The following is a 22,125-nucleotide window of genomic DNA, read 5'->3' on the forward strand; positions in this document are numbered from 1 at the left end:
CCCTGTCCTACCCCGATCACTGGAAAATGTGAAACATTTCCTCGGCGTCAGACACGAGGGCGTGAGACGACTGCAGTAAATCTTGCTGATTGCATTCTTCATACGCAAGTGATGGAAAAGGCTTAGGAGGACCGTACATGGCTCAGCTCAAGAAAATACTGCTGGTGGATGACGACGAAGACCTGCGCGAAGCGCTCAGCGAGCAACTTGTCATGACCGAAGACTTTGACGTGTTCGAGGCGTCCGATGGCGCGTCGGCAATGGAACGCGCGCGCGAAGCAATATACGATCTGGTGATTCTGGATGTCGGCCTGCCGGATACCGATGGCCGCGAGCTGTGTCGCCTGATGCGCAAGCAGGGCGTCAAAAGCCCGGTGCTGATGCTGACTGGGCACGACAGCGATGCTGACACGATCCTGGGCCTTGATGCTGGCGCTAATGATTATGTCAGCAAGCCTTTCAAATTTCCGGTTCTTCTGGCCCGGATTCGGGCCCAACTGCGCCAGCATGAACAATCCGAGGATGCGGTCTTTGTTCTGGGGCCCTACACCTTCAAACCGGCCATGAAGATGCTGATGACCGAAGATGATCGCAAGATCCGCCTGACCGAGAAAGAGACTAACATTCTCAAGTTCCTCTATCGATCAACTGACGGCGTCGTTGCACGTGATGTTCTTTTGCATGAGGTCTGGGGTTACAACGCAGGCGTTACAACGCACACGCTTGAAACCCATATCTATCGTCTGCGTCAGAAGATTGAACCCGACCCGTCGAATGCGCGCCTTTTGGTCACAGAATCGGGCGGATATCGCCTTGTTGCTTGACTAATGGTGGATTGACTTGGATCAAAGTGATACTCTGTAGGTATCTTTAGATTACTCCCAACCCGCGCATGTCCGGGTTATGACATGCACCTCCCTGTTGGACTGCCGGGCCTGATGGCCCGGCTTTTTTTTGTAGGGTGCAACTGTATCGTGCAGGGCGATATCGGCACCGGGCATCCGATTTCATTCAATGAAATCGGACCGGAAACTTTGCAAGTTTCCGTCACCGCCGGGTCAGGCAACATTGCTTTGTTTTTCGATGGCACCTCGCTTGGCGCCGCGCTAACCTGCGGCAACTTCGACAAAGGAACCCCCGGATATGCCCTTCACCCTTGCCACATGGAACATCAATTCGGTCCGCCTGCGCGAGCCTATCGTTCTGAAATTGCTGCAGGAAGAGGCACCGGATGTGCTGTGTCTACAGGAATGCAAATCGCCGGTCGACAAAATCCCAACCGAAGGGTTCGCCGAGCTGGGCTATACGCATATGATTGCGCGGGGCCAGAAGGGGTATAACGGCGTCGCCATCCTGTCGCGCCTTCCGCTTGAGGAAGTAGGGGATAAGGATTTCGCGGGTTTGGGTCATGCGCGACACATTGCGGGGCGGTTGGAGAATGGCGTGACCATTCATAATTTCTATGTCCCCGCTGGGGGCGACGTGCCGGATCGCGAAGTGAACGAGAAGTTTGGCCAAAAGCTGGATTACCTCGCTGACATGCGCGATTGGTTCCATGCGGAAAAGCCGAAAAAGTCCATTCTGGTGGGCGATCTGAATATTGCGCCCCGCGAAGATGATGTCTGGTCGCACAAGCAGTTGCTGAAGGTGGTTTCACATACGCCGATCGAGGTTGAAACGCTAGCCGAGACTCAGGATGCAGGTGGCTGGGTCGATATCACCCGGCAGGATATTCCCGAGGGCCAGCTATACAGCTGGTGGTCTTATCGGGCACGAGATTGGGATGCCGCCGACAAGGGACGCAGGCTGGATCATGTGTGGGCTACGCCCGATATCTCGAACGCGGGTCATTCCAGCCGCATTCTGCGCGACGCGCGCGGATGGGAAAAACCCAGTGATCACGCCCCGGTATTTGCTACGTTTGACGTCTGACCGAAGCAAATTCGCCGAACTCTCCCCTTGGTTTCTGCCGCATTGGACTGCATATAGGGCGCAAGTTCGAACCAGAGAGTATAAGCCATGGACCTTCTGAACGGCGCAGGCAGCCCCCAAGCCACTGATCTGATTAAAGACGGGACCGAGGCCACCTTCATGGCCGATGTGGTCGAAGCTTCACAAGAATCGCCGATCATCGTTGACTTCTGGGCGCCTTGGTGTGGTCCCTGCAAAACGCTGGGCCCGGCGTTGGAAGAGGCCGTGACCGCTGCCAAAGGTGCGGTCAAGATGGTCAAGATCAACGTGGACGAAGCGCAGATGATTGCAGGGCAACTGCGCATCCAGTCGATTCCGATGGTCTATGCATTTCACAAAGGCCAACCGATCGACGGGTTTCAGGGCGCTTTGCCAGGGTCCGAGATCAAGGCCTTCATAGATCGTGTGATCGAAGCCGCGGGCGGTGAAAGCCCGGGTGGTCAACTAGATGATGCTGTGCAAGCTGCCGAAGAAATGTTGACCGAGGGGGCCGCTGTAGACGCGGCACAGACTTTTGCCGCCATACTGGGTGAAGACCCCAATCACGCTGCCGCTTATGGCGGGTTGGTGCGCGCGCATATCGCATCGGGGGATCTGGATCAGGCTGAGGCGATCCTCAATGGCGCTCCTGCCGAGATTTGCACTTCACCCGAGGTTGAAGCGGCCCATGCGCAACTGGAATTGGCCAAGCAGGCTGCAGATGCTGGTCCGGTAGGTGAGTTGACTGCAACAGTTGAGGCCGAGCCAGACAACCATCAAGCCCGTTTCGATCTGGCGCAGGCCCTGCATGCCAATGGCGATGTCGAAGAGGCAGTGGCTCAACTGTTGGAATTGTTCCGCCGCGATCGCGAGTGGAATGATGGGGCAGCAAAGGCGCAGCTCTTCACAATTTTCGATGCGCTCAAGCCCAATGACCCAATTGTTCTGAACGGGCGGCGCAAGCTCAGCTCGATGATATTTGCCTAATCCCCGATCAGAACTAAACTCGGGTACATGATGCATCCTGCCGATTTGCCGGAAACGGTATCCGTTTTCCCTTTGCCCGGAGCGCTGCTGCTGCCACGGTCTCGCCTGCCGCTGCATATTTTTGAGCCGCGCTACCTACAGATGCTGGACGACGCGCTGAAAACGCAAGAACGCCTGATCGGGATGGTGCAACCGAATACCTGTCAGGGCGACGAAACCAAGCTGCACCAGATCGGCTGCGCTGGACGGGTCACCCAGTTTTCCGAGACCGAAGATGGCAGGTATCTGATTACGCTGACGGGAATCTCTCGGTTCAGGGTCAAATCAGAGTTGGACAGTTTCACCCCGTATCGCCGGGTTTCGGTGTCCTGGGACGGGTTTGACCGAGATCTCGGCAAGGCCGAGGTGGATGACGGTTTTGATCGGAACAGGTTCCTGCGGCTGTTGGAACGGTTTTTTTCGTCCCGTCAGTTGTCCACCGATTGGGACACGATGAAAGATGCCGATGACGAGCTTTTGGTCAATTCCCTGTCAATGATGCTAGAGTTTGACCCCGAGGAAAAGCAAGCCCTGCTTGAGGCCCCCTGCCTGCGCACCCGGCGCGAGACATTGGTGACATTGATTGAATTCGCCATGCGCGGCGGATCGAATGAGGAAAAACTGCAATGAGCGATACCGAACACGCCTTTGACCGCCATATGCTTGAGGCGTTGATTTGTCCGCAGACCCACACGACGCTGCACTATGATGCCGAACGGCAAGAGCTGGTGTCAAAAGCCGCCGCTCTGGCCTTTCCAATCCGCAACGGTATTCCAGTGATGCTAGTGGATGAGGCCCGAGAGCTGGACTAGATCGGGTGTCCCTGCAGCAGTTTCGGCAGGTCTCCGGTCAGACCTGCAGCCTCGCGCACGAAACCTCGGCGCAGCCCGGGCAGCGATCCGACGATACCCATTCCAATATCCCGACCTATGCGGAGCAGGGGATTATCGTTCGAAAACAGCTTGTTGAACACATCAGTCGCCATCGCAAGCGAGGCTGTGTCGAACCGGCGCCACTCTTGATAGCGCTCCAGCACAAGCGTTGATCCGATATCCTCGCCACGTCGTCCCGCAAGGGTCAGAACCTCGGCCAATGCACCGACATCACGCAGGCCTGCGTTCAGGCCTTGCCCGGCGATGGGGTGCATGCCATGGGCGGCGTCTCCGACCAAAGCCAACCGGTCCGAGATGAAGGAATTGGCGATGGTCAGGTTCAACGGGTATGTGAACCGGTCACCCTGCAGGCGGATATCCCCCAGGAAATCGCCAAAGCGCGGGCGCAGAACTTGTAGGTAATCTGCCTCGGGCAGCGTATTGATCTGCGCGGACGTCTCAGTGCGTTCGCTCCAGACGATGGAACTGCGGTTCCCGGTCAGCGGCAGAATCGCCAACGGGCCGGGGGGCATGAAGAACTGATGGGCGATACCGTGATGCGGTAGCTCGTGTTCAATGGCGCAGACCAGAGCGGTCTGGCCATAGTCCCAGCCGGTTCGTTTGATTCCGGCGCGCATAGCGGTGCCGCTGCGGCGGCCATCGCAACCCACCAGTAGGCTGCCGGACAAGGTGGCCCCGTCATCCAGCGTCAGCGTTGCCCCGTTTGCCGAGATGTCCTGAGACACGACCGTTTTGCCGCTGATTTCGGTAATCCCGTCTTGTTCGGTCATGGCCTCCAGAAAAGCCCGCCGCAGGTGGCGATCTTCAACCATATAGCCCATCGGGCCTTCTTCGATCTCGGCATGGTCGAAATGCATAAAGAACGGGGAAGGTCCGGCACCGGCATGACCATCCGTTACCTTGATCTCCAGCATCGGCTGGGCGCGCTCTTCCACCTTTTCCCAAACGCCTATCGCGTCGAGCAGACGTTGCGACGCCAATGCCAGCGCATAGGCGCGCCCGTCGAAGGCCGCATTCTTGCGTACTTTCTCTGCCAGAGCGTCAACAACCGTGACTGAATGCCCGGTCTGGGCCAGCGCCAGCGCAAGGGCAGGGCCATTCAGGCCACCACCAACGATCAGGATATCGGATCTGTGTTCCATGTGCTGCAATATGCGCGCCCTTTCGGGATTGTCCATGTGCGGTCCTGTCGCTACCGTCCGATCACGGAATTACTCGGGAGGGGACCGGATGCAAGACTGGCTGACCATGACGGCATGTGATTTGGGCCGTGGTATCGGAATGGGGCAGATTGATCCGGTTGAACTGACAGAAACTTATCTGAGCGCGATTGACGCCCATCCACATCGCGATCGGATCTATGCCCGGGTGACCCACGATCGCGCCCGCGCCGAGGCCCTTGCGGCGCAAGAGCGGGCCAAGCTTGGCCTGCGTCGGTCTTTGTTGGATGGCGTCCCGATCAGCTGGAAAGACCTGTTTGACACGGCAGGCGTAGGGACCGAGGCCGGTTCGGCCCTGTTGGAAGGCCGCGTGCCCGAATCCGATGCGCAGGTGGTGCGGAACGCGACCGCGATGGGTACGGTCTGTCTGGGTAAAACGCATATGAGCGAATTGGCGTTCTCGGGTTTGGGTCTAAACCCTGTGACGGCTACGCCTCCATGCGTGAATGACGAAGACGCAGTGCCGGGCGGCTCATCTTCAGGTGCAGGAGCTTCGGTGGCTTGGGGGCTTGCTGCAGGCGGCGTTGGCTCGGACACGGGTGGATCGGTGCGGATTCCCTCGGCCTGGAACGATCTGGTGGGGCTGAAAACCACGGCGGGGCGCGTTAGCCTTGAGGGCGTCGTGCCGCTATGTCTGAAATTCGATACCGTTGGGCCGCTGGCGCGATCAGTTGAGGACGCCGCACATATGCTTGCCGCGCTTGAGGGCACCGCCCCGGCTGATCTGCGCGGGGCGTCATTGATCGGTCGCCGCTTTGCTGATTTGCAGAACGTCGCCAAGGACGATCTGCGCGAAGCTCCAGCCAACGCCTATGATGATGCGCTGGCGCGCCTGAAAGAGGCCGGGGCCGAGATCGTTCCGCTTGACGTGCCTGAGCTGAACGAAGCGATGAGCCTGTCGGGTGTGCTCTATACAACCGAAGCCTACGGCTTGTGGCGAGATGTGATCGAAGCGAACCCCGAGGCGATGTATCCCGAAATCCTTGAACGGTTCCGAATGGGCAAGGCCTATTCCGGCCCCGATTACGTGGCCGCTTGGTCGAAACTAACCGCTTGTCGACAGGCTTGGGATGCGGCCACTGCGGGCTTTGACGCCGTGCTTGCGCCGACGGCCCCGATCCTACCGCCCAATCTCGACCGGTTGATGAATGATCATGACTACTATGTTACCGAAAATCTCTTGGCTCTCCGCAACACCCGGATCGGCAATCTGATGGGGCTTGCGGCACTGACTTTGCCCACGGGAACACCCGGTTGCGGGCTGATGATGTTGGGCTATCCGGGGTCGGAAGAGGCCTTGTTACGGCTCGGGTCGGCAGCCGAAAGCGCTTTGACCTGAATGCCACAATCCCCTGATTCGGCACCTCTTTGTCTGGACGAAGCCCGGGTCGATCTGTAATCTGCCATAAAACGGGGCGCAAAATGACCCCGAAATTGAGGCAGTATCATGAATTTCCCCGAGCGGTTTTCGAACCTACCGGAATACGCATTTCCGCGTCTACGCGCCCTGTTGGATCATCATCAGCCGGGTGGTGAAGTCGTTCACATGACCATTGGCGAGCCCAAGCATGATTTCCCTTCTTGGGTGACTGACGTGATCATGGAAAACGCCGCCGGGTTTCAGGGATATCCCCCAAACGAAGGCTCACCTGAATTGCGCGCAGCGATCACGGGTTGGATCAACCGCCGCTATGGTGTGTCGATGGATGCAGATGCCAATGTGATGGCACTGAACGGTACGCGCGAGGGTCTTTATAACGCTGCAATGGCGCTCTGCCCTGAGCAGAAAAATGGGCAGCAACCGATCATTCTGTGCCCGAACCCCTTCTATCAGGTCTACATGGTTGCCTCGATTTCGGTCGGTGCGCAGCCATATTTCGTGCCGGCAACCGCTGCCACTGGTCATTTGCCAGACTATGCAGGCCTGCCCGAAGAGGTTCTGAACCGTACTGCTGTAGCCTATATCTGCTCGCCCGCGAACCCTCAGGGGGCGGTCGCCTCGCGCGATAACTGGGTCGAACTGATTCAATTGGCTGAAAAGTACGATTTTCGCATCTTTGCCGATGAATGCTATTCCGAAATCTACCGCGACGCCGCGCCGGTTGGCGCGCTAACCGTTGCGCAAGAACTGGGTGCTGACCCCGAACGTGTCACGCTGTTCAACTCTCTGTCCAAGCGGTCGAACTTGGCCGGGCTGCGGTCGGGGCTGATCGCAGGTGGACCTGAAACAATCAGCCGTGTCAAACTGTTGCGCAGCTATGCGGGTGCCCCTTTGCCCGCCCCGCTGCAGGCCGCCGCCGCCAAGGTTTGGGCGGATGAAGCGCATGTGCAGGAAAACCGCGCGCTGTATCAGGAGAAATACGCCGTAGCGGATGAGGTTTTCGCAGGCGTACAAGGCTACATGCCGCCCGAGGCCGGGTTCTTCCTGTGGCTGCCGGTCGAAAACGGTGAAGAAACCGCATTGAAGCTTTGGCAGGAAACCGGTGTTCGGGTTCTGCCGGGCGCATATCTTTCTCAAGGTGATCCGGGGCAAAACCCGGGCGAGCAATTTATCCGGGTCGCGATGGTGGCCCCAAAAACAGAGATGAAGCGCGGGCTGATTACACTCCGCGACTGCATCTATTCGTGAGGTACGAGGGCAAAATGGCATCATATAACGCGCGAAACCGTGACCCGCTGCTGGACAGCAACACGCAAGCCGCCATTGAACGGCGTAGCAAAGAACTGATCGGGATCGCTTTGATCCTGTTGGGGTTGGCCGCTGCAGCGATGATCTGGTCCTATACGCCCGATGATCCAAACTGGATGGTTTCGACCGATGCGCCCGTGCAAAACTGGATGGGGCGCATTGGGGCCTCGATTGCCGCGCCGTTGTTTATGATCGTGGGTTGGGGCAGCTTGGGTGTCGCCTTGGTGCTGATCACTTGGGGCGTTCGATTTGCAGGTCATTTAGGTGAAGACCGTGCCATTGCCCGCCTGATTTTTGCGCCGATCTGGATCGCCGTTCTGGCTGTCTATGCAGCGACTCTGGTACCGGGTGCCGAATGGCGGACGACGCACAGCTATGGCTTGGGTGGTCTATTCGGCGATACAGTGATGGGCGCGATTTTGACTTTGTTGCCGATCTCATCGCATTTCCTGGTCAAGCTGATGTCGCTGGCGATGGCGGTCGGTATGCTCGCTCTGGGTGTATTCGTGTTGGGTTTCGGCAAAGCGGACGTTCGCAATGGCTTCCGGGCGTTTCTGTTGGGACTGGTCATGGCCTATGATCTGTTGATGAACGCGCTGGGACGCGGGGCATCGGCGACAGCGCGGGCAGCACGGGACCGGAAGGCCCAATGGGCCGAGCGCAAGGCCAAACGTGCAGTTCCGGTTCAGGCGGATTTTGACGACGACCTGGCCTACGCTGATCCGGTCTTTGAAGACCCTGAGATTGAAGCGCAGGAACCTGTCGCCAAGACAGGCCTTCTGGCTCGGATGCCTTCCCTGATCCGTCGTCCTGACCCAATGCCCGAGCCTGAGTTGGTCGAAAACGTTGCGGTCGAAGGGTATTACGACATGCCGGGTGAGGATCGCATCCGGTCCAAGATTTCCGCCGCTGTGCGCAATCGTAAAGTGGCCGCTGGTGTGCTAACGCCCGAACCCGATCCCAACTTGCCATTGACCAAAGGGCGGGGCAGGGGACCGGACCCGTTGATTTTGAACTCTGGCGCGGCAGACGAGTTGCCGCCCGAACCCCCGATGACCTCTGCAGGTTTGCCACCCGAACCACCGCTGACAGCAGGATCTGATGTTGAGACGCTGGCGGCTGACTCCGAGGCTGATAATTGGATGCAGCAGGACTATGTTTCCGAACCGGACTATGATGATGAGGCCGTGTTTGATGATGCCTCCGAACCCGCGCTCCAAGCGAGACAGGCTGTCAAGATTCCTGTCGCTGAGCCGCGTAAACCTGTAGTAGCTCAACCGGTCCGACGCACTCCTCCACCTTCGCGCAGGGCGCAAGCCGAAGCACAGCCGACACTTTCTTTCGAGGAACGGCATTCTGATTTCGAACTGCCACCGCTGGGCCTTCTGTCCAACCCTGCAAGCATCCAACGCCATCACCTAAGCGATGAGGCGCTCGAGGAAAATGCGCGGATGCTGGAAAACGTGCTGGATGACTACGGCGTCAAGGGTGAGATCGTCAGCGTCCGCCCCGGTCCGGTTGTGACCATGTACGAATTGGAGCCTGCACCGGGTTTAAAAGCCAGCCGTGTGATCGGTTTGGCCGACGATATCGCGCGCTCAATGTCGGCTTTGTCCGCGCGGGTTTCAACTCTACCGGGGCGCTCGGTTATTGGCATTGAACTGCCCAATGAAAACCGTGAGATGGTGGTGCTGCGCGAAATCCTCGCCAGTCGCGATTTCGGCGATGGTAACCATGCGCTGCCCTTGGCGTTAGGCAAGGATATCGGCGGTGAGTCCGTGGTGGCGAACTTGGCAAAAATGCCTCACCTCTTGATCGCTGGTACGACCGGTTCCGGTAAGTCGGTGGCAATCAATACGATGATCCTGTCGCTGCTTTATAAGCTAACGCCGGATGAGTGCCGCCTGATCATGATCGACCCCAAGATGCTGGAACTGTCGGTCTATGACGGTATCCCGCACCTGCTCTCGCCTGTTGTGACCGACCCGAAAAAGGCGGTTGTGGCCCTGAAATGGGTCGTGGGCGAGATGGAGGATCGCTATCGCAAAATGTCCAAAATGGGCGTGCGCAATATCGCGGGCTACAATGGCCGCGTGAAGGATGCGCTGTCCAAGGGCGAGATGTTCAGCCGCACGGTCCAGACCGGCTTTGACGATGAAACTGGCGAGCCAATGTTCGAGACCGAAGAATTCGCGCCCGAAGCAATGCCTTATATCGTTGTGATCGTCGACGAAATGGCCGACCTGATGATGGTCGCGGGCAAGGAGATCGAGGCCTGCATTCAACGTCTGGCGCAGATGGCGCGGGCCTCGGGCATTCACCTGATCATGGCCACTCAGCGCCCCTCTGTTGACGTGATCACCGGGACGATCAAGGCGAACTTCCCAACGCGGATTTCGTTCCAGGTGACCTCGAAAGTCGACAGCCGCACGATCCTGGGCGAGATGGGTGCCGAGCAACTGCTTGGTCAGGGCGACATGCTGTATATGGCGGGCGGGGCGAAGATCACCCGTTGCCACGGTCCGTTTGTCTCGGATGAAGAGGTCGAAGAAATCGTCAACCACCTGAAACAGTTCGGTCCGCCGGCCTACATGAGTGGCGTGGTCGATGGCCCGGCTGAGGAAAAGGCTGACAATATCGACGCTGTTCTGGGCCTGAACACGGGTGGCAACACGAACGGAGAAGACGCCCTTTACGACCAGGCAGTGGCGATTGTGATCAAAGATCGCAAATGCTCGACGTCCTACATTCAGCGAAAACTTGCCATTGGCTACAACAAAGCTGCGCGGCTTGTTGAGCAGATGGAGGACGAAGGCGTTGTTTCCGGGGCAAATCACGTTGGAAAACGCGAAATCCTCGTCCCCGAGCAGTAAGATATTTAATAACAAGGGCAGAACGCCTATCTGGGTCCTATGAAACAGATTGCTTTTGCCCTTGCTCTGACACTGGCTGCGCCCGCCGCGTGGGCGGCTGAAAAGCTGCCACTGTCGCAAATCTCTAACTACCTGAACCAGATGAAGACGGCTCAGACCACATTCACGCAGGTGAATGATGACGGATCGCTTAGCACCGGTAAGCTGTGGCTCGAGCGGCCCGGAAAAATGCGGTTCGAATATGATCCGCCCAACAGCGCGGTAGTTTTGGCGCGGTCGGGGACGGTGCAGATCTTTGACCCGAAATCCAATCAGCCGCCCGAACAGTACCCGCTGAAACGCACACCGCTGTCACTGGTGTTGGCGCGGAATGTCAATCTGGGGCAAGCCAATATGGTTGTTGGGCACGATTTTGACGGGACCGCCACGGTTGTGACGGCTCAGGACCCCAAAAACCCGGAAAGCGGGCGGATCGAGTTAATGTTTACATCCAATCCGGTTGAGCTGCGCAAATGGGTGATCCACGATAACGCTGGAAGTCAAACGACCGTACTGCTGGGGCCGTTGACTGAAGGCGGAAACCTCGATTCCAGCGTGTTTTCAAGCAAAACCCGTATCAGGTCAGACGATCGCTGACCTGACAGGGTTTGTTTAGTAACGGCAGTTCGCCAGCTGCGCCTGATACAGTTGCGCTCGGGCGTCTACATCATTCGCAACGTTCAACAGCCAAGATTTTCTGTTGTAGCTGCCGCGCGCGTAGCCGGTTTGCCCTTCGTGATAGGCCAGGTATTGGTTACGCGCGTCGGTGGGATGAATCCCGTTCCGCTCATAGCTTTTGTTCATGTACCAGCCAATGAAATCTGACGCATCACGGATGCGATCCCGCTTGGCGCGGCGTTTGCCGGTTTCGCGCTGATACTGCTCCCACGTGCCATCAAGTGCCTGACCATAGCCGTAAGCACTGCTTTGGCGACCCATCGGGATGACGCCCAGCACGTATTTGTGCGGTGTGCGCGCATCTGCGCGATAACGGCTTTCTTGGTAAATCGTGGCCATCTGAACGTGAACGGGGACACCCCATTTGCGCTCGGTGCTTTTGAAAGCCTTGATATAATCGGGTTTTTCGCGCGCAATGCTGCACGCGTCATTCAGTCTGCTCGGTGGCTGTTTGGACCCGCCACCACAGGATGCCAAAAGCAGCACCACGAAGAGTACGAAAAGAATTCTGCTCATGTGCCTCGTGCCTTTTTTCTTTATTCTAGCGCAGATTGAGCTCTGAGGAAATCACAATCGTTACAGAATAATAGCGAGAATTATAGGCAGTGCGGCAACCGATAGCACGGTCGAGACCATGACCATGCCTGCAACCGCATCTGAATCCGCCTCAAACCGCTCTGCCAGCAGGTATGAGGTGACAGCGACTGGGGTACACATCTGCAAAACTAAAACTCCGAAAGCCACAGGGCCCAGTTCAAAACTGATGGCAAGAACCCAGCCCAACCCGAAGCACACCGCGAGTTTCAGCAAGGACAACCATATAGCCTGTTGCAGCTTCTGTGTTGTCAGGCGTGCAATCGCGACCCCAAGGGTGATCAGCATCATAGGCACCGCCATCTGGCCCAACAGTTCCAGCGTGTTGGTTAGAAACAGTGGCGTCTGCCATCCACGCCACAGAAACAATGCCCCCAGCAGCGTGGCCCAGACCATGGGCTCGCGCAGAACCCTGCCAAAGGCGCCGCGCCCCGCGACCAGATAGATACCGTAAGTGAAAGAAAACAGAGCGGTAACGGCCAAAAAGATCACCGCGAAACCCAACCCAGCCTGCCCAAAGGCAAAGATGCACAAAGGCAGGCCCAGATTCCCAGTGTTACCGAAGATAAGAGGTGACAGATAGGTCCGCTGCTCAAGCCCTGAGGCACGTACAAAGACCCAGAAAACCACCGCCAAAGCAACATGTGATGCAATCGCAGCGAGCGTGAAAACGGTCAATTCACCGCCAGGAATGTCGGTTTGCATCAAAGCTACGAAGATCAGGCTGGGCACTGCAAGCGTCACCGCAAACCTCGTGACAAATTGTAACCGATACTCGAACCCAAGCTTGACCCACGCAAACCCGATCCCGGCCAGAAGGAACACTGGGGCAACGATTTCGAACACTGTTAGGAGTAGGTTCACAGACTGTTTCCCCGAATTTCAGCTCATTGGTTGGCTTTTCTGCCCGAAAAGATGTACTAAATGCTTTGGGGGCCGAAACAATGCTAAAGACACAAGCCAAGTACCGCCTGGGACAGGTGGTTCGACACCGTAGACACCCTTTTCGAGGGGTTATTTTTGATGTCGATCCGGAATTCTCGAACTCGGAGGAATGGTATCAGGCCATTCCCGAAGATAGTCGCCCGCTGAAGGACCAGCCGTTCTATCATTTGCTGGCTGAGAATGATCAATCCTTCTATGTCGCTTATGTTTCAGAACAAAATCTGGTTGAGGATCAATCGGGTGAGCCGGTAGACCATCCCGATATCCCCAACATGTTCGGCCCGTTTCAGGATGGATCTTATCCGCTGCACTTTCAGTTGAACTGAATATGTCCGTCATAATGGCGTGTGTCAGTAGCCTAATGCGCAACCATCTTTACGGGGATCGCTAGCACCTTCCAGAACTCCGTTTGAACAGATTCGAATGGCTTGCGCACCACCCAGAGACGTTTCCGGTATTTGGACAGTGTGCCCCATATCGGATAATTGTTGCAGAACGGCATCGGAATAGCCTCGCTCAATTTTCAGAACACCCCCATCTGCAAATGCCCGAGGCGCATCGATGGCTTCCTGCAGCTCTATGTCGAAATCCGTGAGATTTGACACTAGCCGAGCGTGTCCGGTTGGTTGATAGGCACCTCCCATGACACCAAAGGGCATCGCGATGCGGCCTTGGGCGCGCAACATTCCCGGTATGATTGTGTGCATTGGTCGCTTTCCACCGGCAAGCTCATTTGGATGACCGGGTTCGAGGTTGAAACCAGCACCCCGATTCTGCAGCAAAATGCCGAACTTTTCCGAAGCGATGCCCGACCCGAACCCGTGGTAGATCGAATAAATAAGTGAAACGGCCATGCGATCCCGGTCAACCACGGTGATATAGACGGTGTCTTTGTGAACAGATTCGGTCAAGGGAGCGGCGGCAGCCATGGCGCGTTTCGGATTGATCAGCGCGGCAAGTTGGGCGGCTGTCTCAGCTGCAAGAAAATGAGCCATCCGCGTGCTGTGGTCGGGATCGGCGATGAAACGATTGCGTGCGTCGTAGGCCAGTTTGCTAGCCTCGGCTTCGATATGTATGCGTTCAGCCCCCCAAGGGTCCATTGCGGCCAGATCGAAGTGCTTCAAGATATTCAGCAACAGGATTGCCGTCGCGCCCTGACCATTCGGTGGGTGCTCGACCAGTTCGACACCGCCATAATCTCCGCTGACGGGCACAGTTTCATCGCTTTGCACGGCCGCGAAATCCTGCGCAGTCTGTACTCCACCCAGATCGGACAGGGCCGCAAGCATGTCATCGGCAATCTCACCAGAATAAAATGCCTTTTGACCGTGTTGGGCCACGCGCCGAAGAACTTCTGCCTGACCGGGTGCGCGAAAAACCTGCCCGGTTTGCAGGGGTTTGCCGTCAATCAGGTAATGATCACGGGCCGCGCCTTGCAGGGTGGATGCGCTGTTCATCCAATCAAAGGCAACGCGAGGAGCCACCGGAACACCTGACTCGGCATAATGGATTGCGGGTTGCAGGATTGCTTCCAGGCCCAGCCGACCTTCGGTTTTTGCTAGACGGCAGAATGCCTCAACCGCTCCGGGAATTGTCACGGCATCCGGGCTGGTCTCGGGAACCGAATTTGAACCGCGATCCCGCAATGCCTTTGCATCCGCTGCTGCCGCGGCCCGACCCGAACCGTTTAGTGCGCGAACAGTCTGCTCGCCTGCGCGATTGTACAGAACAAAGCAATCTCCGCCCAAGCCGGTCATTTGCGGCTCGCAAATTCCCAGAAGCACCGCGCCTGCAATGGCTGCGTCCATGGCATTGCCGTCCTGCTGCAGAATATCCAGCGCGATTTTGGCGGCCAACGGATGGGACGTTGCGCACATCCCTTCGGTTGCCAAAACTTCAGAACGGCCTGTCTTGTGAAAATCGCGCATGGGTCTTTCCTTCTGCAAACACGCAGACACTAAGCCGCAGCTGGGAATTGTCCAATGCTATCAGAGGAAGGAGGTCCTCGGCGCCGCTCACTGGGTGGGGGCTGTGACGCTAGGCGCCGAGGGAAGCTATCTGAGCTACCCCTTACTTATGACCTTTGTTTGCGGCGCGACAATGGTTCGATCTAGGCCTTATTGTGGCCATTTGATGCCTGCTAGGGCATCTCGTCAAAGTCGAACCGCAAGCAGAGCAGATTCCCGCCGCTTTTGCGTTCATATTGTATGTCGCTGGCAAGTTGATGAATCAGGTGCCAGCCAAAGCCGCCCTCGGGCAGGTCCTGCAAAGCAGTGTCGACAGATGGTGGAGTGCCGCTCGGTATCCGCAATTCGGGCATCGGGTCGCCGGTATCGATGATCTGAATCACCAACTTCTTTGCACATAATGAGCAATCGATTTGAATGTCAGCGGCGGCCACCCCGGCATAGGCATGTTCGACCACGTTGTTGATCGCTTCGGTCAGCGCGATTCTTACGTCATCTGCTTTGCTTTCCGGCAATCCCTGCGCCGCCAGCCGTACGCTTAACGCCGCGATCCCTGCGCTGGCCTGCACTTGTGTCGCGGGAAAGCTCACCTCCAGGCAGTTTTGTTTGCAATTCGAGCACACGCGGTTCCACCTCTGCCGATCGTCAGTCTGCACCAGCGCCGATCGCCTCATCCAGCGATTTGAACAGTCTGAACACGGTGTCCATGCGGGTCAGGCGGAACACTTTTTCAACGATCGGGCGCAAGCCGGCCAGATCCAATCTGCGCCCTTTTTCCAATTGTTTCATCGAGGCGACAATGGCGCCCAGACCGCTGGAATCGATGAATTCAACAGAAGACAAATCCAACACCACCCGTTTGGCATGGGTTTGGGTTTCCGCGCGCATATCTTCCTTGAATTGAATCGCCATCGCGGCATCAATTCGATCACAATGAACGGATATTATCTGTGTCTCGCCAGTGATCTCGCTGCTGAGCCCCATGTTCGTCCGCCTTTGGCAATGCAAAATGATGGTAGAAATACGCTAGACGGTAATTCTTACCATTCGGTATCCATAGGCTGGAAAGTTCAAGGAGATTTCGGATGAACGAAGTTGTGATAGCAGGTGCCGCGCGTACACCAATGGGCGGCTTTCAGGGCATGTTTGACGGCGTCGCCGCTGCTGATCTGGGCGGTGCTGCTATCCGCGCAGCGCTGGAGGGTGCTGGCACTCGGACCGTGGATGAGGTGCTGATGGGCTGCGTCCTGCCTGCCGGCCAGGGACAGGCCCCGGCGCGTCAGGCTGGGTTTGCCGCCGGTCTGGGAGAAGATGTACCTGCCACAACGCTCAACAAAATGTGCGGTTCAGGCATGAAGGCCGCAATGATCGCGTTTGATCAGATCGCTTTGGGCCATACTCAGACCATGGTCGCTGGCGGGATGGAGAGCATGACCAACGCGCCCTATCTGCTGCCCAAGATGCGCGGTGGCGCCCGGATCGGACATGGGCAGGTCGTCGATCACATGTTTCTGGACGGGCTCGAAGACGCCTATGACAAAGGTCGGCTTATGGGCACGTTTGCCGAGGACTGTGCCGAATCCTATCAGTTCACGCGCGAGGCGCAGGACGAATACGCCCTGCGATCGCTTTCGAACGCGCTGTCCGCGCAGGAAAATAATGCGTTCGACCAGGAAATTACACAGGTCAAGCTTCAAACCCGTAAAGGCGAGGTTGTGCTGGAGGCGGATGAGCAACCAAAATCGGCGCGACCCGAGAAGATACCCACACTGAAACCAGCCTTTCGCAAGGACGGAACGGTTACGGCAGCCAATTCTTCTTCGATCTCGGATGGCGCCGCCGCCCTTGTGCTTGCCTCGGCAGAGGCGGCAGAACAGCAGGGCCTGACCGTGCGCGCACGAATTCTCGGCCACGCCAGTCACGCGCAGGCACCGGGGCTGTTCACAACTGCTCCGGTTCCGGCAGCGCAGAAATTGTTGGATCGTGTCGGTTGGAAAAAAGAAGATGTCGATCTGTGGGAGGTCAACGAAGCCTTCGCCGTTGTGCCCATGGCTTTCATGCACGAAATGGGCTTGTCGCGTGAGATCGTGAATGTGAATGGCGGCGCATGTGCGCTTGGCCATCCGATTGGCGCTTCTGGGGCGCGGATCATGGTCACGCTGCTGAATGCGTTAGAAAAGCGGAACCTCAAGCGCGGTGTCGCGGCAATCTGCATCGGCGGCGGAGAAGGGACGGCCATCGCAATAGAACGCGTTTGACGCTTTGTCTTTTTGCAAATACTCCGGGGAATTGGCGGCAGCGCCCGCAGTTCCTCGGATGCAAGGTCTACCAACATGAAAGCCGACTACGACACACTCGCCAAAACCATTGCCGCCTTGACCGAAGGTGAAACCGACGAGGTTGCGCTGATGGCCACGGTTGCATGCGAAGTGCATCACTCCGACGACCGTTTCGATTGGACAGGGTTCTACCGCGTAACTGAGCCCGAGGTGCTAAAGATCGGGCCTTATCAGGGGGGGCATGGCTGCCTTGTAATCCCTTTTGAACGCGGTGTGTGTGGTGCGGCTGCCCGTACAGGGCAAGTGCAATTGGTTTCGGATGTAGATGCTTTCCCCGGCCATATCGCCTGTGCGTCATCCACTCGGTCCGAGTTGGTTCTACCAGTGCGGGATGCGAATGGTAACGTGATCGCTGTCTTTGATATCGACAGCGACCAGCCCGACGCGTTTACCAAAGATGATGCGACTGCACTTGGTGCTATTCTAACGGATGTATTTGCGCGTTAGAGGGTTCCGACCTATCGCAAAAATGCGCCAAGATCTCGGGACATAATCAGATAGCAAAGCCCGGCCTGAAACGCTGTGATCGTGTATAGCCAAGCCGAGAAACCGCGCTTGCGGGTCTTGTGCCCGAAGATCCAGCGCCCCAGTAGCGCGGCCAAGCTGCCACCTAGTGCCGCCAACCATAACAAGCGCCGCTCGGGGATGCGTCGCCTTCTACGGCGCGCGCGCAGCTTATCCCAGCCAAACGCCATCAAAGTCAGGGCATTAATGGCCCAAAGATAGATTACGGCAATCCACATGGACCGTGCATAGCCAACTAAATTTGCAGACCCAAGTGAAAAAATGCTTGGAAATTTCACCGATTCGAGGCACCGTGAAAAAGTAACAGAAAATTTCACGCAGACTCGGAGCGCAACTTGAATTCGCAAGCCCCTCATAGCGCATCCCTCGGTGCCGATCTGCGCGCACTGCGCAAGGCGCGTGGGCTGACTCTGACTGAGCTCGCCAACCGATTGGATCGGTCCGTTGGCTGGCTCAGCCAGGTCGAGCGTGACATGTCCGAGCCGTCGATTTCGGATCTACGCCAGATTGCCGAATGTCTGGGTGTGCCGATGTCGATGCTGTTTGCCCATTCCGCTGCGCCGGCGGATGAGCAAGGGTATATTGTGCGGGCAGGGTCCCGTCGCCCGATGGGCTCTGGTGAAGAAGGGTTGATCGAAGAACTGCTTTCGCCGGACCTGACCGATGATTTCGAGATGGTGCATTCGACCTTTGAGCCGCATTCGCAGATGCAGACCCCGGCAAACCGGCCGACGCAGGAAGTCGGCTATATGGTTTCAGGCCGTCTGGAACTGACGATCGGCTCGCGCAGCTTTCAGGTCGGACCCGGCGATAGCTTCCGGATCAAGCACGAGCCCTACACTTGGTCCAACCCCTTTGATGAGCCCGCTGTGGCCATCTGGGTTATCGCCCCACCGGTGTACTGATGAGTTTCGAGGCCTGGACCATATTCGCCCTGTTCTGGGTGGTGTTCGTTACCACCCCGGGGCCTAATGCGGTCAATTGCATCTCAAATGGGATGAGCCTGCCGTTCTCCAAGGCTATGTTGGGTGTCTTGGCTATTTTGACTCAGGCGAGTGTGTTCCTGATCCTCTCGGCTGTGGGAATCACAGCGTTGATTGCCGCGTCGCCAACAGGTTTCTTTGTCGCCAAGCTGATCGGGGCCGGGTTTCTGATCTGGATGGGCATTCGCGGTTGGATGAACGCAGCGAAACCCGCTCCGGCGTCAGAGCGTCCGGCGCGACATGTTTACTTTCACGCGTTGGCTGTTGCCACGATCAACCCCAAAAGCGTCGCCGGATACCTTGCGGCGTTTTCGCAATTTGTGCAGCCGAATGTACCCATCTGGCAGCAGATGGCGGTGATCATGCCGACGGCACTGGTCATCACGACGCTCAGCTATACCGGGTTCACCTCGCTGGGGGCGCTGATGGGCAAGGCTGCGTTGGGGGCGGTGTTCAATATCTGGGTACGCCGCGTGATGGCGACCTGTTTCATCATTTATGGCGTTTTGCTGGGTGCCAGTTCGACGCCGACAGCGAGGGGGTAAGGATATGCATACCGGTTCCTGCCTGTGCGGCGCGGTCGCTTTTGTTGTTGACGGAGACCTCACGCCACCAAATGCCTGCCATTGCGGGCAGTGTCGCAAACAGTCGGGTCACCTGTGGGCCTCGACCGTTACGCAACAGGACAATCTCAGCTTTACCACCAGCGAAACGCTGGGCTGGTATCGCGCCTCTGACATTGCCAAGCGCGGATTTTGCCGCGCTTGTGGCTCGTTCCTCTTCTGGCAGCACAATGACGAGGACACGATCGCAATTTCCGTGGGCTCATTGGATGAGCCGACCGGGTTGAAACTCGCCCAGCACATCTTCGTTGCGGACAAGGGCGATTACTATGACATCAAAGACGACCTGCCCCAGCGGGCACACTAATAGGGAACCAAACACATGAGTGATTTTCCAACCAAGGCCCGTGTGGTCATCATCGGCGGCGGCGTTGTGGGCTGTTCATCGCTGTATCATCTGGCCAAGAAGGGCTGGACGGATTGTGTTCTGCTGGAAAAGAACGAACTGACCGCAGGCTCGACATGGCACGCGGCGGGTAACGTTCCGACGTTTTCGACCTCGTGGGCGATCATGAACATGCAGCGCTATTCGACCGAACTGTATTCGCGCCTCGCGGACGAGGTCGACTATCCGATGAACTACCACGTTTCCGGGTCAATTCGTCTGGCGCACAGCAAGGAGCGGATGCAGGAATTCGAACGGGCCATGTCTATGGGCCGCTATCAAGGCATCCCGATGGAGATGTGGACTCCGGAAGAGGCCAAGGAACGCTATCCTTTCCTGGAGACCCATGATCTTGAAGGCGTTCTGTATGACCCGACCGATGGTGACATTGACCCGGCGCAGCTGACTCAGGCTCTGGCCAAGGGAGCGCGGGATATGGGGCAAAAGATTATCCGATTCTGCCCGGCAACCGGTGTGACACAGCAGGACGACGGCACATGGACCGTGCATACCGAAAAGGGTGATATTGCCTGCGATTATGTGGTGAACGCCGCCGGTTACTATGCGCAGCGCGTAGGGGAATGGTTCAAACCCTTTGGCGGCCGAACCGTCCCGGCAATGGTCATGAGCCATCAGTATCTGTTGACCGACGAAGTTCCTGAAATCGAAGCGTGGTCGAAAGAAAACGGTGGCAAGAAGCTACCGCTGCTGCGCGATGTCGATATCTCGTACTATCTGCGGCAGGAGAAGAACGGCTTCAACCTTGGCCCTTATGAGCCCAATTGCAAGGGCCACTGGATGACCGAGGATGACCCGATGCCCGAGGATTTCAGCTTCCAACTGTGGAACGATGATCTGGACCGGATCGAGGATATCGTGACCGATGCGATGGAACGGGTTCCGCTGATGGCAACCTCGGGCGTTGGTCGCGTCATCAATGGCCCGATCCCCTATGCACCAGATGGTCTGCCGTTGATTGGCCCGATGCCGGGTGTGACAAACGCGTTCGAGGCTCATACCTTTACTTTCGGTATCGCCCAAGGTGGTGGTGCAGGCAAAGTTCTGGCCGAATGGATCGTCGATGGTCACACCGAATGGGATATGTGGGCGGTCGATCCGCGTCGTTACACCGACTACACCGATCAGGACTACTGCAATCAGAAAGGGATGGAAGTCTACGGCAACGAATACGCCATGCATTTCCCACATCACGAATGGCCTGCCGCACGCGACAAGAAGGTCTCGCCTGTGCACGCCAAGGTCAAGGAATTGGGCGGTGTCATGGGCGCGTACAACGGCTGGGAACGCGCAAACTGGTTTGCGCAAACCGGCGATGACACGTCACTGGAAGCCACCCATACCTGGGGACGTTCGGGCCCCTGGGAGCAACGGGTCAAAGAAGAATGCGAAGCCGTGCGCGATCACTGCGGGGTGCTGGATCTGCCGGGCTTCTCGCGGTTCTGGATACAAGGCGAGGGGGCGGATGACTGGCTGCGTGGCTTCTGTACCGGAGGTATCCCTAAAGCAGGGCGCATGAATCTGATCTATGTCTCGGATGAAAGAGGGCGCATTCTGACCGAGCTGTCCTGTATCCGTCTGGCTGAGAACAATTTCGTCCTAATCACCGCTGCCACGGCACAGTGGCACGATGGTGATTTGATCCGCAATTCGGTGCCCGAAGGTGTGACCGTTCGGGAAACCACAACCGAGCGCGACACACTGATCGTGACCGGACCGATGACGCGGAATGTATTGTCCGGCATCACCGATGCAGATTTGCAGCAAGGGTGGCTGACCCACCAATTCGCCAAAGTTGCCGGGCAGGATGCCTTCCTGATCCGTGTATCTTTCGCGGGTGAGTTGGGTTGGGAAATCCATGCTGAAAATGATGCGATGCCCGCCATCTACGAAGCTGTGCTGGCTGCCGGAGCGAAACCTTTTGGCATGTATGCGTTGAATTCGCTGCGGATCGAGAAAGGCTATCGCGCGTGGAAAGGCGATCTAAGCACGGATTACTCTCTGCTGGAAGGTGGCTTGGGGCGCTTTGTCAAGCTCGATAAACCGCAGGATTTTGTTGGCAAAGCAGCCATTCAGAACGAAAAACAGCAAGGCGTTAAAAAGTCCTTTGTCACTCTGATCGTGGACGCAGGTGAGGTCGATGCGCCTTACATGTCCTGCATCTGGAGCGGTGATGAGATCGTGGGTGAAACCACATCGGGTGCGTGGGGGTATCGCATTGGTGCCTCGGTCGCGCTGGGCATGGTGCGCGCAGATCTGGCTGTCCCGGGAACTGAGCTAGAGGTTGAAATCTACGGTCAGAAATGTCGTGCTGTTGTTCAGGAGGATCAGCCGCTCTGGGATCCTGCAAATGAACGGTTGAGGGCCTGACCCCTACG

General features: G+C 57.2%; 23 protein-coding genes. 16 read left to right on the forward strand and 7 right to left on the reverse strand.

The features are described from left to right. Positions 1 to 137 precede the first annotated feature (137 nt). From ACR0MP_RS17180 to ACR0MP_RS17200, 5 genes are all read left to right on the forward strand, one after another. Positions 138 to 824, forward strand: coding sequence for a response regulator transcription factor (locus ACR0MP_RS17180; protein ID WP_170398869.1), 687 nt, complete (start codon positions 138 to 140; stop codon positions 822 to 824). A 319-nt stretch (positions 825 to 1,143) separates the two neighbouring features. Beyond that, positions 1,144 to 1,932, forward strand: coding sequence for an exodeoxyribonuclease III (locus ACR0MP_RS17185; RefSeq protein WP_170425855.1), 789 nt, complete (start codon positions 1,144 to 1,146; stop codon positions 1,930 to 1,932). An 87-nt stretch (positions 1,933 to 2,019) separates the two neighbouring features. Then, entirely contained in the window at positions 2,020 to 2,937 is a 918-nt protein-coding gene (locus ACR0MP_RS17190) for a thioredoxin family protein (RefSeq protein WP_170736266.1), read from the forward strand. Between the two features lie 27 nt (positions 2,938 to 2,964). Next, on the forward strand, positions 2,965 to 3,606 hold the full coding sequence (locus tag ACR0MP_RS17195) for an LON peptidase substrate-binding domain-containing protein (RefSeq protein WP_170398861.1): 642 nt from the start codon (positions 2,965 to 2,967) through the stop codon (positions 3,604 to 3,606). Continuing rightward, positions 3,603 to 3,788: a Trm112 family protein gene (locus ACR0MP_RS17200; protein ID WP_170398842.1), complete on the forward strand. Its 186-nt coding sequence runs from the start codon at positions 3,603 to 3,605 to the stop codon at positions 3,786 to 3,788. Before ACR0MP_RS17195 ends, ACR0MP_RS17200 begins: the two co-directional genes overlap by 4 nt. On the opposite strand, the gene ACR0MP_RS17205 is transcribed toward ACR0MP_RS17200, so the two are convergent. Continuing rightward, positions 3,785 to 5,047 carry an FAD-dependent monooxygenase gene (locus ACR0MP_RS17205; protein ID WP_480893844.1) on the reverse strand — a complete coding sequence of 421 codons (1,263 nt, stop codon included), beginning with the start codon at positions 5,045 to 5,047 and terminating at the stop codon, positions 3,785 to 3,787. The genes ACR0MP_RS17200 and ACR0MP_RS17205 overlap by 4 nt on opposite strands. A 52-nt stretch (positions 5,048 to 5,099) precedes the next feature. Between ACR0MP_RS17205 and ACR0MP_RS17210 the strand changes: the two genes are divergently transcribed. The 4 genes from ACR0MP_RS17210 to ACR0MP_RS17225 all read left to right on the forward strand — a co-directional run bounded on the left by ACR0MP_RS17210 (position 5,100) and on the right by ACR0MP_RS17225 (position 11,287). After that, a complete protein-coding gene (locus ACR0MP_RS17210; RefSeq protein WP_170732523.1) occupies positions 5,100 to 6,428 on the forward strand; it encodes an amidase family protein in 1,329 nt (442 codons plus the stop codon). 108 nt (positions 6,429 to 6,536) lie between these two features. Beyond that, entirely contained in the window at positions 6,537 to 7,718 is a 1,182-nt protein-coding gene (locus tag ACR0MP_RS17215) for an aminotransferase class I/II-fold pyridoxal phosphate-dependent enzyme (RefSeq protein WP_170406679.1), read from the forward strand. Between the two features lie 14 nt (positions 7,719 to 7,732). After that, a complete protein-coding gene (locus tag ACR0MP_RS17220) occupies positions 7,733 to 10,651 on the forward strand; it encodes a DNA translocase FtsK (RefSeq protein WP_170736272.1) in 2,919 nt (972 codons plus the stop codon). Positions 10,652 to 10,690: 39 nt separating this feature from the next. Then, positions 10,691 to 11,287: an outer membrane lipoprotein carrier protein LolA gene (locus ACR0MP_RS17225; RefSeq protein ID WP_170406673.1), complete on the forward strand. Its 597-nt coding sequence runs from the start codon at positions 10,691 to 10,693 to the stop codon at positions 11,285 to 11,287. Positions 11,288 to 11,302: 15 nt separating this feature from the next. On the opposite strand, the gene ACR0MP_RS17230 is transcribed toward ACR0MP_RS17225, so the two are convergent. Together ACR0MP_RS17230 and ACR0MP_RS17235 are read right to left on the reverse strand one after the other, a co-directional pair. Beyond that, complete coding sequence (locus tag ACR0MP_RS17230; protein WP_480887389.1) at positions 11,303 to 11,884, reverse strand: transglycosylase SLT domain-containing protein; 582 nt, start codon at positions 11,882 to 11,884, stop codon at positions 11,303 to 11,305. 60 nt (positions 11,885 to 11,944) lie between these two features. Continuing rightward, on the reverse strand, positions 11,945 to 12,826 hold the full coding sequence (locus ACR0MP_RS17235) for an AEC family transporter (protein ID WP_170406666.1): 882 nt from the start codon (positions 12,824 to 12,826) through the stop codon (positions 11,945 to 11,947). Positions 12,827 to 12,906: 80 nt separating this feature from the next. Here ACR0MP_RS17235 and hspQ point away from each other — a divergent pair, with 80 nt between their 5' ends. Next, positions 12,907 to 13,233 (forward strand): heat shock protein HspQ, encoded by a 327-nt coding sequence (gene hspQ / locus ACR0MP_RS17240; protein ID WP_170398818.1) that lies wholly within the window; start codon positions 12,907 to 12,909, stop codon positions 13,231 to 13,233. Between the two features lie 24 nt (positions 13,234 to 13,257). On the opposite strand, the gene ACR0MP_RS17245 is transcribed toward hspQ, so the two are convergent. The 3 genes from ACR0MP_RS17245 to ACR0MP_RS17255 form a co-directional block, all read right to left on the reverse strand. Further along, the gene (locus ACR0MP_RS17245; protein ID WP_170406663.1) at positions 13,258 to 14,835 is read right to left on the reverse strand and encodes a gamma-glutamyltransferase family protein; all 1,578 of its coding nucleotides are present in this window, start codon (positions 14,833 to 14,835) and stop codon (positions 13,258 to 13,260) included. A gap of 212 nt (positions 14,836 to 15,047) precedes the next feature. Then, the gene (locus ACR0MP_RS17250; protein WP_480762989.1) at positions 15,048 to 15,464 is read right to left on the reverse strand and encodes an ATP-binding protein; all 417 of its coding nucleotides are present in this window, start codon (positions 15,462 to 15,464) and stop codon (positions 15,048 to 15,050) included. A 55-nt stretch (positions 15,465 to 15,519) separates the two neighbouring features. Continuing rightward, on the reverse strand, positions 15,520 to 15,858 hold the full coding sequence (locus ACR0MP_RS17255; protein WP_170398809.1) for an STAS domain-containing protein: 339 nt from the start codon (positions 15,856 to 15,858) through the stop codon (positions 15,520 to 15,522). Positions 15,859 to 15,959: 101 nt separating this feature from the next. Between ACR0MP_RS17255 and ACR0MP_RS17260 the strand changes: the two genes are divergently transcribed. Next, positions 15,960 to 17,132, forward strand: a complete 1,173-nt coding sequence (locus ACR0MP_RS17260) for an acetyl-CoA C-acyltransferase (protein ID WP_170406658.1) — start codon at positions 15,960 to 15,962, stop codon at positions 17,130 to 17,132. 75 nt (positions 17,133 to 17,207) lie between these two features. Beyond that, a complete protein-coding gene (locus ACR0MP_RS17265) occupies positions 17,208 to 17,660 on the forward strand; it encodes a GAF domain-containing protein (RefSeq protein ID WP_170406656.1) in 453 nt (150 codons plus the stop codon). Between the two features lie 11 nt (positions 17,661 to 17,671). On the opposite strand, the gene ACR0MP_RS17270 is transcribed toward ACR0MP_RS17265, so the two are convergent. Beyond that, entirely contained in the window at positions 17,672 to 17,956 is a 285-nt protein-coding gene (locus tag ACR0MP_RS17270; RefSeq protein ID WP_170406651.1) for a DUF1294 domain-containing protein, read from the reverse strand. A 117-nt stretch (positions 17,957 to 18,073) separates the two neighbouring features. Between ACR0MP_RS17270 and ACR0MP_RS17275 the strand changes: the two genes are divergently transcribed. Genes ACR0MP_RS17275 through ACR0MP_RS17290 form a run of 4 tightly spaced genes read left to right on the forward strand, consistent with a single transcriptional unit; the run spans position 18,074 to position 22,117 of the window. Next, the gene (locus tag ACR0MP_RS17275; protein WP_170398796.1) at positions 18,074 to 18,643 is read left to right on the forward strand and encodes an XRE family transcriptional regulator; all 570 of its coding nucleotides are present in this window, start codon (positions 18,074 to 18,076) and stop codon (positions 18,641 to 18,643) included. Next, entirely contained in the window at positions 18,643 to 19,266 is a 624-nt protein-coding gene (locus ACR0MP_RS17280) for a LysE family transporter (protein WP_170406646.1), read from the forward strand. Before ACR0MP_RS17275 ends, ACR0MP_RS17280 begins: the two co-directional genes overlap by 1 nt. 4 nt (positions 19,267 to 19,270) lie before the next feature. After that, positions 19,271 to 19,651, forward strand: a complete 381-nt coding sequence (locus ACR0MP_RS17285) for a GFA family protein (protein ID WP_170406643.1) — start codon at positions 19,271 to 19,273, stop codon at positions 19,649 to 19,651. Between the two features lie 15 nt (positions 19,652 to 19,666). Continuing rightward, positions 19,667 to 22,117, forward strand: a complete 2,451-nt coding sequence (locus ACR0MP_RS17290) for a GcvT family protein (protein ID WP_170398785.1) — start codon at positions 19,667 to 19,669, stop codon at positions 22,115 to 22,117. Positions 22,118 to 22,125: the final 8 nt, after the last annotated feature.

The sequence above is a fragment of the Ruegeria sp. K3 genome (assembly GCF_056531845.1).